Origin of the sequence: Devosia lucknowensis (genome assembly GCF_900177655.1) — a bacterium.
Lineage (GTDB): Bacteria > Pseudomonadota > Alphaproteobacteria > Rhizobiales > Devosiaceae > Devosia > Devosia lucknowensis.
Genome location: NZ_FXWK01000002.1, coordinates 563702 through 576865 on the forward strand (window position 1 = coordinate 563702; position 13164 = coordinate 576865).

The window sequence follows — 13164 nt, forward strand, 5'->3', positions numbered from 1 at the left end:
CGGTGCGACGTGTGAGCGGCCTGTCAGCGCTGCGAAAAGCCGAACAGCGCTTCCGGATTGTCGACGAGAGCAAGGTGGCGGTTGGCCTCGCTCGAGAACCACGAGAGCACCGTGTCGGTGAGCGCAGCGTCACCGGGATAGTCGGCGGTGGTCCTGGCGCCGTTGTGCGGCCAGTTGGTGCCCCAGACAATGCGTTCGGGGGCGTAGTCGGCGATGACCCGTGCAATGGCGGCGATGTCGGAGAAGTCAGGTCCGCCGACGCGGCTTGATTCATAGCAGCCGGCAAACTTGAACCAGCACTGGCCACCATCGATGAGGCGTTTGACCGTATCGACCTGCGGGCCATCTGGCGTGGCGCCGGAAAAGAACTTGCCGTGATGGTCGAGGATCCAGCGCGATTTGAGGCCGGCGAGGCGTTGTTCCTGGTCATGAATATGCGAGCCATCGAACTGCACGGCCATCATCCAACCGAAGGCTGCGGCGCGCGCATCGACCGCTTCCAGTTCGGCGAGGCCGACGGCGCCGCCGGGCAGATCCATGATGCGGGCGCCCACGACACCGGCTTCGGACAGCCGGGTCATTTCGACATCGGGCGTGTCGCCGGTAATGACGGCAACACCGCGGGCGGCGTCGCCCATTTCCGCGAGGCAGGCGAGGAGGCAGCTATTGTCGCGCTGGTGGGCATTGCCCTGGGTGACGATCACGCCGTCAATGCCGAGCCAGTCCATCACCTGGCGGTAGTCGTCGGGGGTCGGCAGCGGGTCGAGCGGCAGGCCCGGCCCGCCCGGCAGCGCTGGATAGCCTGGCAGGTACATATGCATCTGCGTGTCGATCGTGCCCCTGGGCAGGGCGATGGCAGGCTTGCGGCCGGTGTAGGTGCGCTCGATCATGGGGACTACCTGGGTGCGAAGTGTTTAAGGGCGGCGCGGTCGATCTCGATGCCGAGGCCTGGACCGTCGGGAATGGCGAGGACCCCATCCACCACCTCGAGCGGGGTCGTGACCACGGCCTGGCGGAACGGATTGTCGGTCCGGTCGAATTCGAGGATCGGCTCGATGGGTTTGAGGCGCACCGGATCGGGCACCATGGCTGCCATGAACTGCAGCGCCGCCGCGATCTGCACCGCCGTGCCCCAGACATGGGGGACAACGCGGATACTGTGGAGACTGGCGAAATCGGCGATGCGGCGAGCCTCGGTAAAGCCACCGCAACCGCCGATATCGGGTTGCACGATGTCCACGCAGCGCTGCTCGATCGGCGCGCGCATGCCGTAGCGGGTGTGCCAGGTCTCGCCGCCAGCCAGCGGGATCGGCTGGCCCTGCCGCACCGCGCGATAGGCTTCGAGCTGCTCGGGAACGATGGGCTCCTCGAACCAGGCGATATCGTATTGGGCAGCCTTGCGGCCGACCTGGATGGCCTCCAGCGCGTCGTAGCCGTGATTGCCGTCGATCATCAGGCCCATGTCGGGGCCGACGGCCTTGCGCACGGCAGCGATGACGCGCAGGTCCTCCTCCGGGTCGAAGCCAATCTTGATCTTGGTGGCGTGGAAGCCCTCGGCGCGATAGCGCGCGGCCTGCAAAGCGGCATCCTCCACGCGATCGACGCCATCGAGCTTGAAGAAGCCGGTGGCATAGGCGCGGACTTCACTGCGGAAGCGGCCGCCGAGCAGGGTCGATATCGGCACGCCAAAGTGCTTGCCCTTGATATCCCAGAGCGCCATGTCGATGCCGGAAAGAGCAGTGACGGCGATGCCGCGCTGTCCCTGGTCGCGAAAGGCGTTGTAGAGCTCGGCCCAGAGTTTTTCGGTTTCGAGCGGATCGCGGCCGACAAGCAGCGGCGCATAGGCCGCTACCATTGCCGCATTGGGGCCCGCCGGGCCGAGGCATTCGCCCCAGCCCACGGTGCCGTCGTCGCAGATCACCTCGATCAGCACATGCCGCCTGGTGTCGAAGCGCATCGACGCGCTTTCGAAGGCCGTTTCCAGCCGGTGTTCCAGGAGGTGCGTGCGGATCTGGGATATCTTCATCTTTTGTGGCTGCCGATCAGCTTGGCGAGAACGGCTTCTTCGTCCGGCGTCAGGTCGCAGAGCGGGCTGCGCACCGGCCCGGCGTCAAAACCCTGGAGCCGCACGCCGGCCTTGATGGCGGCGACGGCATAGCCCTTGCGGCGCGAGCGCAGCTCCATGAAGGGATAGAAGAAGTCCTTGAGGATGCGTTCGCAATTGGCGCGATCGCCGCCGCGCAAGGATTTATAGAACTCGACGGCAAGGCCGGGCACGAAATTGAAGACGGCCGAGGAATAGGTGGTGAACCCGGCGGCGAGGTAAGCCTCGGCAAACAGTTCGGCCGTGGGCATGCCGCCCAGATAGGTCAGACGATCGCCCATGGTGGCGCTGATCTGGCGCACCAAGCCGATATCGCCCGAGCCATCCTTGAAACCGACCAGATTGGGGCAGGCTTCGCACAGGCGCGCCAGGGTCTCGGGCAGGATGATGGAATTGTCGCGATTGTAGACCATGACGCCGATGCCGATGGACTGGCAGACGCGGCGGACGTGTTCGAAAAGCCCCTCCTGCGGCGCGTCGATCAGGTAGTGCGGCAGCAGCAGGATACCATCGGCGCCAGCCTTTTCAGCGGCCCGGGCGATCTCGATGGCCATTTCCGTGCCGTAGCCGCATCCCGAGACGATGGCGGTGCGGCCCGCCGCCGCTTCCTTGGCCGCAGCGACGATGCCAGGGATTTCGCTCGGCTGGAGGGAAAAGAATTCGCCCGTACCGCCCGCGGCGAACAGGGTCGTCGCCTCATAGCCCGAGAGCCATTCGACGTGGCGGCGATAGGACTCGGCGTTGAACTGTCCGTCTGCGTCGAAATGGGTGACGGGGAAGGAGAGCAGGCCTGCTCCCAAGCTCTTCTTCAGGGCAGTGACGTCCATCGGGCGTGTCCTCTCGGCAAAACGGTGCGGTTCACCGTTTGAATACGAACCTGCCTGATCAATGTCAATACCTGTATGATATCTTCTAATCCCGTCTGAGAAGTGCCCGGTAGCGGCGCTGGCTGCCAAGCAGGTGTTCCTGCATAGCAGCGCGGGCGGCTTCGCTTTCCCGGTTGGAAATAGCCGTGACGATGCGGTCGTGCTCGCGGTGGATCTGCCCCAGATATTCGGGGTCGGCGGGCAGCTGCACGCTGGCCCGCGGAATGGCATTGGGACCCACCAGATCCATGAATTCGGCAAAGCGCGAATTGTTGGTCGCCTCGCTGATGGTCCGGTGCAGTGCGAAATCGGCGTCCACGGTGGGCCTGCCCGCTTCGATGCAGGCCTGCACCTCACGATGCCGCTCGATGATCGCTTCCTCCTGAGCGGGCGAGCGACGTATGGCGGCAAGAGCAGCGGCTTCCGACTCCACTGCCGCGCGCAGTTCGATCAGTTCGACGATCGAAGAAATACGTGCATGGTCAACACCTTGGAATGGCCGTGCCGTACCCGGCCCCATTTCCATGACGAACACGCCGGCGCCCCGCCGGGGCTCGACCAGGCCATCCGACCGGAGCGCTGCGATGGCCTCCCGCACCACTGTGCGGCTCACGCCATAAAGCTCGGAAATTCTGGCTTCGCTCGGCAGTTTGTCGCCGGGCTTGAGTTCGTCATGCAAGATCATGGCGCGCAGCGCATCACTGATCTGCGTGACCAGCGTCACCCCCTTGGCGGCCATTGGTAGAGCAGGCGCTTTCATGATTTCGGTCATCTGCATCTCGATTGCGGGCCAAAACTGGTTGTCACGTTAACTTGTATGATTGATTGCCGCAATGGCGCGGAGATTTGTCGTAAAGGTTGGGTGTGGACAGCGGCGGCGTAAGACACTTCGCACATTCCATGGTCTTTGCCTCTCGTCACACCCCCCGACTGCAAGAGAGCGATAGAGCGAAGAAGGTCGGCAAGATCTGCATTTCGGCCGATGTCAGACATCTGTTGCGGCGCAACCATTACACGGAGCACAAGACGCCGCCGACAGCCACCACTTCACGCGCTCGAGGTTTCCGCCAGCCACACCGCTGTAGCAGCCAAAGGCATCGATCTGCGCCGTGACCACCCCTTATCCATTGATATCACACAGCTTTACATCGTCATAGAATTTCTGCGCAGACAAATTGCTATTTCAAAACACTCCCATTATGTTGTCAGACGTATCGAGATTAAATCATACATGTTCGGAGGAGCACATGTTATCCAATTTCAAGCGGACGCTGTTGGCGGGCTGCGTGGGCGTCATGCTCGCTGCCGGACCGACGCTCAGCCTCGCCGAGACGCCGGCCGACCAGCTCGTTGTCGGCCTGAGCCTGTCCAATATCCTGTCGCTCGATCCGGCCGCCATGTCCGGGCGCGAGTCCATGGAAATCAACGCCAATATCTATGATCGCCTCATCGAACCCGATGTGACCGATCCGGCCGTGTTCCATCCGCGTCTCGCCGAAAGCTTCGAGATCGCCGAGGATCGCGGCAGCGTCACCTTCCACCTGCGCCAGGATGCGGTCTTCCACTCCGGCAATCCGGTTACCGCGCATGACTTCGTCTGGTCGATGACCCGCGCCTTCGAGCTGGGCATCGGTGGCTCCAACATCCGCGTCTTTGGCTATAACGAAGACAATATCGCGGAAATGGTGACGGCGCCTGACGATTACACCGTCGTAATGAAGCTTCCCAAGCCCAACGATCCGACGCTGATCCTGGCCGCCGTGGCCGGTCAGGGCGTGGCCATGGTCATCGATTCCAAGCTCGCCATGGAAAACGCCAAGGATAACGACTTCGGCCAGGGCTGGCTCACGACCAACAGCGCGGGTTCGGGTCCCTACCGCCTCGACCGCTGGCTGGCCAACGATATCGTGCTGCTGCAGCGCGTCGAGGGCAGCTGGGGCGAGCAACCGGCAATGACCCGCCTGATTTACCGCCACATGCCTGAATCGCAGACCAAGCGTCTGGCGCTGGAAGCTGGCGATATCGACATCGCCTGGGGCATGTCAGTGGCCGACGTCACGGCGCTGCAGAGCAATGACGCTCTCGAGATCGCCGAAGTCACCAGCGGCAACATGTACTATCTGATGTCATCGATGGCCGAGGAGAAGTTCCAGGACCCGCGCGTGCGCGAAGCCCTGCGCTATCTCATCGACTATGAAGGCATTGCCGAAACCATCCTGCCCTACTACGCGCGCCTGCATCAGCGGCCGCTGGGCAAGGGGCTCGATGGCTCGCTGCCCGATACCGGCTACAGCCTCGATCCGGAAAAGGCCAAGGCGCTGCTGGCCGAAGCGGGCTATCCTGCTGGCATGGACGTCACGCTGCGCGTCCTGGCCGAGTCCCCGTTCATCAATATCGCCACGGCAATCCAGGCCACGCTGGCCCAGGGCGGCATCCGTGCCGAGCTGATCACCGGCAATTCGGACCAGATCTACGGCGCGGCGCGCGAGCGCAAGTTCGAGCTGCTCGTCGGCCGCGGCGGCGATCGCACCGGCACCCATCCCTACACGAGCCTGCTTTCGCTGGTGTACAATCCGGATAATTCGGACGAAGCCAAGCTTTTCACGCTGCAATCCTGGCGCGCCTCGTTCCAGAGCGAGGAGATCAACACCCTGCTCGATGGCGCCCTGCTTGAAGGCGATGCCGACAAGCGCCGCGAAATGTACGAGCAGATCCAGGAAATCTGGGAAGAGCAGGTGGGGCCGCTCCAGGTCATGGCCCAGGGTCTCGACGCCGTGGTCTATCAGGACGACGTGGTGAACTACGTGCCGCACGTCTACCAGACCACCATCTACCGCGACGTCACCAAGAACCGCTGACGACACCGACCGGCGGGGCAACAGCTTCGCCGGTCGCTTCCGACGGGTACCAGGCTCCGAACATCGGGGGATGTGTGGGCTGACCTCCAACATGGTCGAGCACCCGCAGCGAAACGCGGAAGGGACACCGGTCCGCGGTGGACGCCTAATCGTCGTTGCGCCAGATCAAGATCTGCCCGCTCGAGCAGAAGCCGCCGCCAAAACAAAACGGGCCTTTCGGCCCGTTTTTTCTTAACTTGGATATTGCCGTCGCCTCACTTGGGCGCCAGCACCATGACCATCTGGCGCCCTTCCGAGCGCGGCTGGCTTTCGACCTTGGCAATGGCCTCGGTCTGTTCCTTGACCTTGATCAGCAGCTGCATGCCCAGATCCTGGTGCGCCATTTCGCGGCCGCGGAAGCGCATCGTCACCTTGACACGGTCACCGTCGTCGAGGAAGCGCTGCACCGCCTTCATCTTGGTCTGGTAGTCGTGATCGTCGATATTCGGACGCATCTGGACTTCCTTGACCTCGATCACCTTCTGCTTCTTGCGCGCTTCGGCTGCCTTCTTCTGGGCGGCGTACTTGTAGCGCCCGAGATCGAGCATCTTGGCGACGGGCGGCTGCGAATTGGCAGCGATCAGGACGAGGTCGAGCCCCTGCTCCTGTGCTTCAGCCAATGCATCGCGCGTACGCACGACACCGCGGTTCTCGCCTTCTGCATCGATAAGCTGAACGTCGGGGCTGGTGATATCCTCGTTGGCAAGCGGCCCATCTTTCTGGGGCGCAACGGGTCTCATGGGACGGCGAATGGCAAGCTTTCCTTGTGCTGATGATGCCAGGGGGTGAATTCGGCCCTAAAATCGTGGTAGCGGCTCAAGAAGTCAACTGCCGGAACCACTGAAATTCCGCCTGTTGCGCATGGGGTACGCCCTACCACCCTTATCAAAAGGTTCGCTTGCCAGATGAGTTCCATTCTCGCATCCCGCGTCACCGTCGGACAGGGTGCGGAAGCGCGCGACATCGCCGTGGAACAGCGCACCGGCGCGGCGCCCGGGCTCTTCTGGCTCAATGGCTTCCGCTCGGTGATGAGCGGGGCCAAGGCCATGCATCTCGATGCGTTGGGCGCGCAAAAAGGCCTTGAGGTGACACGCTTCGACTATTCCGGGCACGGCCAGTCGGGCGGCGCCTTCGACGCGGGCACGATCAGCCGGTGGCTCGAAGAGACCGAAGCGGTCTTTGAGCGCACACACGGCCCCCAGATCGCGTGCGGATCATCCATGGGTGGGTGGCTGGCACTGTTGCTGGCTCGCCGGCAGTGCCGCAAGGGCATGCCGCTCAAAGGTCTCGTGCTCATTGCACCCGCCACCGACGCCACCAGCCGCATCGCGGCCCGCATGACGGCCGAACAGAAAGCCGGCCTCGAGGCCCTGGGCTATTTCGAGCGCGACAGTGCCTATGGCGATGGACCCTATCGCTATACGCGGCGCCTGATCGAGGACGGTGCCCAGCACCTGCTGTTCGGCTCGGTGATCGAGACCGGATGTCCGGTCCACATCCTTCAGGGCGGCCGCGATCCCGACGTCCCGCCCGAGCATGCGCAAAAGCTGCTCACCCACATCCTTCATGATCCGGTGACCTATACGCTGATCCCGGATGGCGACCATCGCCTCAGCCGCGAAGAGGACCTCGCCCGGCTCAGCGCTGCCGTCCTCGCGATGCTCTAGCGGGGCCGCGTCGTCAGCCGGCTCTTCTGCCGACCTTCGGCGTCGAAATTGTCAGGCGCGAGCCAGCGTTCGAACTCTGCGCGAAGAGAAGGCCATTCGCTGTCGAGAATGGAGAACCAGGCCGTGTCGCGGCTTTCGCCCTTGACGATCATGTCCTGGCGGAAAACACCCTCGAAGGTGAACCCGAAGCGCGCGGCGGCCGCCTTGGAGGGCTCGTTGCCGTTGTTGCATTTCCATTCGAAGCGCCGGTAGCCCAGGTCGTCGAAGGCGTGCCGGGCAAAGAGATAGAAGGCCTCGGTGGAGAGCGGCGTGCGCGCCATCGGCAGACCCCAGTAGATGGCGCCGATTTCGATCGAGCCATGTTCGGGGCGAATGCGCAGCCAGGCCTGCTGCCCGAGTACGGTGCCGGTTTTCTTGTCGACCACGGCGACATAGGCATCGGGTCCGCCCTGGGCCGCTTCGATGCGCTGCTCCAGATCCTCAAGCCTCTGCGGCGGCTCGCTCGGCAGATAGCGGTAGCGCTCCGGCCCGCCAGGCAGGGTGCTGACGGCGAACAGCTGTTCGGCATGGCGGCGCTCGAGCGGCTCGAGCCGGACATGCCCGCCCTCTAGGATAACGCGTTGCGGAGCGGACTTGGCGGGCTGTGGCGTCATCGTTCGCTCTCGAGAATGTTCTGAAGGCCGGCGCGGTAATTGGGATAGAGCAGCTCGATGCCGAGCGCGTCCTTGATGGCGCGGTTCGAGACACGCTTGTTGTCGCGATAGAAGCTGCGCTGCATCGGCGTCATCTCGGCCGTCTCATAAGGCAGGTCCGGCGGCACCGGCAGGCCGATCAGCCCGGCGCCATAGGCGATCACGTCCTGCGGGGGCGTGGGCTCGTCGTCGGCCAGGTTGAACGTGCCATCGAGACGGGCCGCTGCGGCCAGCGCCGTGACGCGGCCGATATCGGCGACATGAATGCGGTTGAACACCTGCCCCGGCTTGATGACGCGCCGGGCGGTGCCGTCGCGCAATTTGTCGAAGGTCGAGCGGCCGGGACCATAAATGCCGGCCAGACGAAGGATGGTCAGCGGCACGCCCCGGGCAGCAGCAAAATCGCGCCAGTCCTGTTCGGCGAGGACACGCCGGTCCGATCGCATGTTGCGCGGCACCAGCGGCGCAGTTTCGTCGATCCAGTCGCCGTCGAAGTCGCCATAGACCCCGACGGTGGAATAGTAGCAGAGCCATTCGAGCGCCGGCGCGTTCATCAGGTCGTCGCGGAAGTGACGCAGCACCGGGTCGCCATTTTCGTCCGGTGCGATGGACTGGATCACATGCGTCGCCGACCCGATCGCATCGGCGACCGGCGCGGTTCTCTCACTCCCATCGAAAAGCAGCACCTGATGATAACCACGTGCTAACGAATCGGCCTTCTCGCGTGACCTGACGGTGCCGGACGAGGGCAAGAAATCGGGGTCCTGCTCAAAAAAGCGCACGGATTGCTGGGATGAAAAGCCCAGCCCGAAGAAAAACGCCTGCCTCATACCTCACCCATCCATTCGTCCTGCACCGTCCTATCGCTTTCCCGCGCCTGCCTGTCCAGCCGCATGGCTTCGGCGCGGTCGGGATCGAGGCGACGCAGGGCCCAGACGGCCGATCCCCGGATCAGCGGGTCGGCACTGTCCAACCGGTCGAGCACGGCTGGAACCAGCGTCAGGTCGCCGGAATTGCCGATGCCGATCAAGACGTTACGGATGAACCGCGCATGCCCGATGCGTTTGACTGGCGAGCCGGAAAAGAGCGCCCGAAAGCCGGCATCGTCGAGCCTGACGAGGTCGGAGAGCGACGGCCGCTCAAGCTCCGGCCGCGACCGCAACTTGGCCTCCCGGCTGACAGAGGCAAACTTGTTCCACGGGCAGACCGCCAGGCAATCGTCGCATCCATAGATGCGATTGGCCATGGGACGGCGGAATTGGCGCGGGATTTGCCCTTTATGTTCAACGCTGTAATAGGCAAGGCACTTGCGCGCATCGAGCTGGAAAGGCGCCGGAAAGGCGTTGGTGGGACAGATGTCGAGGCAGCGGGTGCACGATCCGCAGCTTTCCTGATGCGGAATGTCCACGGGGAGGTCGGCCGAGGTCAGGATAGCGCCCAGAAACAGCCAGGAGCCGAAATCGCGGCTCACCAGGACCGAATGCTTGCCCTGCCAGCCCAGTCCCGCCGCCTCGGCCAGCGGCTTTTCCATGAGCGGCGCGGTATCGACGAAGACCTTGACGTCAGCGCCGGCGCGCCGCGCCAGGAGCCCGGCCAGTTCCTTCAGCCGCCCCTTGATGATGTCATGATAGTCGCGGTTTCGAGCATAGGCGGAGATGATGCCGACACGCGGTTCATCGAGCAAAGTCATGGGGTTATCGGCAGGGCCATAATTGACGCCGAGCAGGATCGCCGTCCTCGCCTCCCCCCAGAGCTTGAGCGGATCGCCGCGCCGCTCCTCGGTTTCCGCCATCCAGTCCATGTCGGCATGCCAGCCCTCGGCCAGTGCCGTGGCAAGTTTTTCCGGCAGGTCCGGCCGCGCATCGGCGCGCGTGATCCCGAATGCGTCAAAGCCCAGGGCCAGCGCCCTTGCCTTGAGTTCGCTCACGATCGGATCGGCTTGGGTTTGGGCCATGCCCGCAGATAGGCCTAAAAATCGAGGTCCGCATAGCCCTTGGATGGGGGCATGGCGGTGACGCGGTCATTGAGCAGAGTGCGGAATGCCGGCCGCGACTTGATCCGTGAGTACCAGTCGCGCGTTTCGCCGGGCGCCTTGGACCAGTCGATGTCGCCCATGTAGTCGAGCGTCGAAAAGTGAGCCGCCAGGGCGAAGTCCGCCAGGCTCAGTTCCTCGCCCGCGACCCAGTTCCGGCTCGCCAGGAGATAGTTAAAGTACAGCATATGCTCGACAAAATTGGCTTTTGCAGCCCGGAGCACCGATGGTTCAGGCGTCGCGCCGCGCAGGTCGCGCTTTGCGATCTTTTCCTCGACGAGATAGCGGGTGACCTCGTCATTGAGCTTCACCAAGGCCCATTCCACCAGTCGCCACATCTCCGCACGGGCCATCGGATCGGCGGGCACGAGCCCACTGACGGTATCGGGCGTATAGAGATCTTCCACCGTGTGAAGGGTGGCAAGGATGCCGACCACGGGTTGCTCGGTATCGGTAAAAAGGATCGGCAAAGTCGCCGCCGGATTGACCTCGAGCAGGGCTTCGTCGCGCAGCCAGGGCTTGATCTCGTCAAGATCGAGCGGGACGCCATATTCGGCGCACATCAAGCGGATCAGGCGCGAGGCGGGATCAAGAGGATGGTGCACGAGGCTGGGCATGAATGACGCTCTGAGAGTGTGTGCTGCTCCGACATTGCCAGCCTCGCCCTCGCGCGAAATCGAACGCAACTGAGTGAGGCGCACCAATGCGACCAGATGAACGAGTTAGGGGATCAGATGAACGCCGATCAAGGTCTTTTTGTGCCGCCGTGCAACAGACTTGCCGATGGCCTTACCAATTCCTGCCAATCGGTCAAAATAAAGCCCCGGTCGAGCCGGGGCTTCCATGCTGGAAACCGGATGTCAGCGGGGCGGTTCCTTGCCCGAATAGGTCGAGGGGAACGTGAAGAAGTTCGGAGGAATTTGGACATCTTTCTGCACATCGTAAAGCGAGAAGGTCAGCTCCGAGCCATTCGGCTCCACCAAGGTCCACTGGGCCAGGTCCTTGGTTTCGGTGTCGAAAATCAGCGACACCTGGACGGTACCGGCGACCGTATTGTCGATGACGGTGATGCTGACGTACCCATCCGTTGTGGTGATGTCGACCACGTTGGCGCTCAACAGGTCGATCTGATCGCCCAGAAACTGGCGCAGCGGGATCGAGTCCTGCGGATAGGCGTAGTAGGTCTCTTCGCGACGGTCGATGACATAGAAACCACGACCGATGGAGACGATTTCTTCGCGACTGGGCGGTGCATAGCGGAATGCGATCTTGCTCGGGCGCTCGAGGAAGAAGGTGCCCTCCTGACGGCCGCCCTGGCTATCGATCTGCAGGAACCGGCCCACCATGGTGCGGATAGCCGAATTGTGGACGTTGATATCAGTGATGAGCTGCTGCTCTTCCGGCGTCAGCGCCCGGCTCTGCGCCAACACAGGCATGGCGGACGAGAGAGCGGCGGCAAGGCCGAGCATGAGTGCTGTACGGCGAATCATCGGCTGGAAGTCCTCTCGGATTTTTAGGCTGAGCGTAACCTAGCGATGAATTACGGCAACAGGTGGAAAGTTCCATTGGGATCGGTTCGGCGCAGCGCGTCGAGAAAGCAGCTCTCGATGAGCATCCAAAGGCCAGAAAACAACAAAGGCCGGACAGTTGTCCGGCCTTTTGTCGTATCCCTTTCGGGAAATTGGAGCGGGCGATGGGATTCGAACCCACGACCCTAACCTTGGCAAGGTTATGCTCTACCCCTGAGCTACACCCGCGCTCCGTTGTCTCCGGCACTTGGCAGTGCGGCGACGCGGGCCTATATGCCCAATCACCGATCCGATTGCAACCCGGTTTTTTGCGGAAATGTCTTTCTTGCGAATGCCTGTGGGAATCGGGGGTTGCCACAAGCGCCCCGGCAGGCGCAAAAAGGCCGCCAACGCTCAGTTTCTTGCCGCATAAGAGTTTGAAAACATGACCTTGTCCTTCGATGGCGCCCCCAGTGCCGCACCGGTTCCCGCTGATCTTATTCGCGACGGCAGCGATGCCGGCTTCAAGGCCGACGTCATCGATGCGTCGCTTGAGCAGCCGGTGCTGGTCGATTTCTGGGCACCCTGGTGCGGACCCTGCCGCCAGCTGGGTCCAGCCATCGAGAAGGTGGTGACCGAGAAGGCCGGCCAGATCAAACTGGTCAAGATCAACATCGACGAGCATCCGCATATTGCGGGCCAGCTTGGAGTGCAGTCTATCCCGGCCGTCTTCGCCTTTTCCGGCGGCCGTCCGGTCGATGGTTTCATGGGCGCCATGCCCGAGGGCGAAGTGCGGCGGTTTGCGGAGAAGGTGATTTCCGCGGCCCCCGCCGGCGCGCCTCCAGCCGATTCGCTTGAATCTCAGATTGCAGATGCTCTCGAAATCGCAAAGCAGGCGGAAGCTGCGGGCGAGCTTGGACAAGCGGCACAGATCTATGGCCAGATACTCCAGCACGTCCCTGACAATGCAGATGCGCTGATCGGGCTGGCGGGCGTCTATATGAATGCCGGGGAGGCAGAGCAGGCCAAGGTCACGCTGGATATGGTGCCGGAAGACAAGCGCACTGGCGACGCTTACACGGCGCTTGCCAATGCCATCCGGCTCAAGGACGAGGCAGCCGGTCTCTCGGAAGCGGCAACGCTGGAAGCTGCCATTGCGGCGGATCCCGATAACCACCAGGCCCGCCTCGATCTTGCCGTCGTGCTCAACGCCGAAGGCAAGCGTGTCGAAGCTGCGCAGGCCCTGGTCGACAGCTTCAAGCGCGATCGCAGCTGGAACGAAGATGCGGCGCGCAAGAAGCTCCTCGAGTTCTTCGAAGCCTGGGGTCCGAAAGACCCGGCGACACTCAAGGGCCGCCGCCTTTTGTCCGCGGTGCTCTTTTCCTGATCAGGACACCC

The 13164-nt window shown here is 62.9% G+C and carries 13 protein-coding genes and 1 tRNA gene; 3 read left to right on the plus strand and 11 right to left on the minus strand.

Translation table 11 applies throughout. From position 1 onward, the window contains the following. Positions 1 to 23: 23 nt before the first annotated feature. From CCK88_RS15105 to CCK88_RS15120, 4 genes are all read right to left on the minus strand, one after another. Positions 24 to 890 carry an amidohydrolase family protein gene (locus CCK88_RS15105; protein ID WP_086471409.1) on the minus strand — a complete coding sequence of 289 codons (867 nt, stop codon included), beginning with the start codon at positions 888 to 890 and terminating at the stop codon, positions 24 to 26. A 5-nt stretch (positions 891 to 895) separates the two neighbouring features. Beyond that, positions 896 to 2026: a mandelate racemase/muconate lactonizing enzyme family protein gene (locus CCK88_RS15110; protein WP_086471410.1), complete on the minus strand. Its 1131-nt coding sequence runs from the start codon at positions 2024 to 2026 to the stop codon at positions 896 to 898. Next, complete coding sequence (kdgD, locus tag CCK88_RS15115) at positions 2023 to 2931, minus strand: 5-dehydro-4-deoxyglucarate dehydratase (protein ID WP_086471411.1); 909 nt, start codon at positions 2929 to 2931, stop codon at positions 2023 to 2025. Before kdgD ends, CCK88_RS15110 begins: the two co-directional genes overlap by 4 nt. A gap of 85 nt (positions 2932 to 3016) precedes the next feature. After that, positions 3017 to 3748 carry a FadR/GntR family transcriptional regulator gene (locus tag CCK88_RS15120; protein ID WP_425290633.1) on the minus strand — a complete coding sequence of 244 codons (732 nt, stop codon included), beginning with the start codon at positions 3746 to 3748 and terminating at the stop codon, positions 3017 to 3019. A gap of 469 nt (positions 3749 to 4217) precedes the next feature. Here CCK88_RS15120 and CCK88_RS15125 point away from each other — a divergent pair, with 469 nt between their 5' ends. Then, positions 4218 to 5828, plus strand: a complete 1611-nt coding sequence (locus CCK88_RS15125; RefSeq protein WP_170926514.1) for an ABC transporter substrate-binding protein — start codon at positions 4218 to 4220, stop codon at positions 5826 to 5828. A 254-nt stretch (positions 5829 to 6082) separates the two neighbouring features. Here the strand turns inward: CCK88_RS15125 and infC are convergent, their stop codons facing one another. Beyond that, the gene (infC, locus tag CCK88_RS15130) at positions 6083 to 6619 is read right to left on the minus strand and encodes a translation initiation factor IF-3 (protein WP_170926553.1); all 537 of its coding nucleotides are present in this window, start codon (positions 6617 to 6619) and stop codon (positions 6083 to 6085) included. A 153-nt stretch (positions 6620 to 6772) separates the two neighbouring features. Between infC and CCK88_RS15135 the strand changes: the two genes are divergently transcribed. Then, complete coding sequence (locus CCK88_RS15135) at positions 6773 to 7534, plus strand: alpha/beta hydrolase (protein WP_086471414.1); 762 nt, start codon at positions 6773 to 6775, stop codon at positions 7532 to 7534. On the opposite strand, the gene CCK88_RS15140 is transcribed toward CCK88_RS15135, so the two are convergent. The 6 genes from CCK88_RS15140 to CCK88_RS15165 form a co-directional block, all read right to left on the minus strand. After that, positions 7531 to 8187, minus strand: coding sequence for a GNAT family N-acetyltransferase (locus CCK88_RS15140; protein ID WP_086471415.1), 657 nt, complete (start codon positions 8185 to 8187; stop codon positions 7531 to 7533). The two genes, CCK88_RS15135 and CCK88_RS15140, sit on opposite strands and share 4 nt — an antisense overlap. Next, a complete protein-coding gene (locus CCK88_RS15145) occupies positions 8184 to 9056 on the minus strand; it encodes an NAD-dependent epimerase/dehydratase family protein (RefSeq protein ID WP_086471416.1) in 873 nt (290 codons plus the stop codon). The genes CCK88_RS15140 and CCK88_RS15145 overlap by 4 nt, the downstream gene beginning before the upstream one ends. Continuing rightward, complete coding sequence (queG, locus tag CCK88_RS15150; protein ID WP_086471417.1) at positions 9053 to 10180, minus strand: tRNA epoxyqueuosine(34) reductase QueG; 1128 nt, start codon at positions 10178 to 10180, stop codon at positions 9053 to 9055. The genes CCK88_RS15145 and queG overlap by 4 nt, the downstream gene beginning before the upstream one ends. Before the next feature lie 14 nt (positions 10181 to 10194). Then, complete coding sequence (locus CCK88_RS15155; RefSeq protein ID WP_086471418.1) at positions 10195 to 10875, minus strand: glutathione S-transferase family protein; 681 nt, start codon at positions 10873 to 10875, stop codon at positions 10195 to 10197. A gap of 243 nt (positions 10876 to 11118) precedes the next feature. Further along, positions 11119 to 11748 (minus strand): LolA family protein, encoded by a 630-nt coding sequence (locus tag CCK88_RS15160; protein WP_086471419.1) that lies wholly within the window; start codon positions 11746 to 11748, stop codon positions 11119 to 11121. A 192-nt stretch (positions 11749 to 11940) separates the two neighbouring features. Next, positions 11941 to 12015, minus strand: a tRNA-Gly gene (locus CCK88_RS15165). A gap of 196 nt (positions 12016 to 12211) precedes the next feature. Here CCK88_RS15165 and CCK88_RS15170 point away from each other — a divergent pair. After that, the gene (locus CCK88_RS15170) at positions 12212 to 13153 is read left to right on the plus strand and encodes a thioredoxin family protein (protein WP_086471420.1); all 942 of its coding nucleotides are present in this window, start codon (positions 12212 to 12214) and stop codon (positions 13151 to 13153) included. The last annotated feature ends 11 nt before the right edge of the window (positions 13154 to 13164 follow it).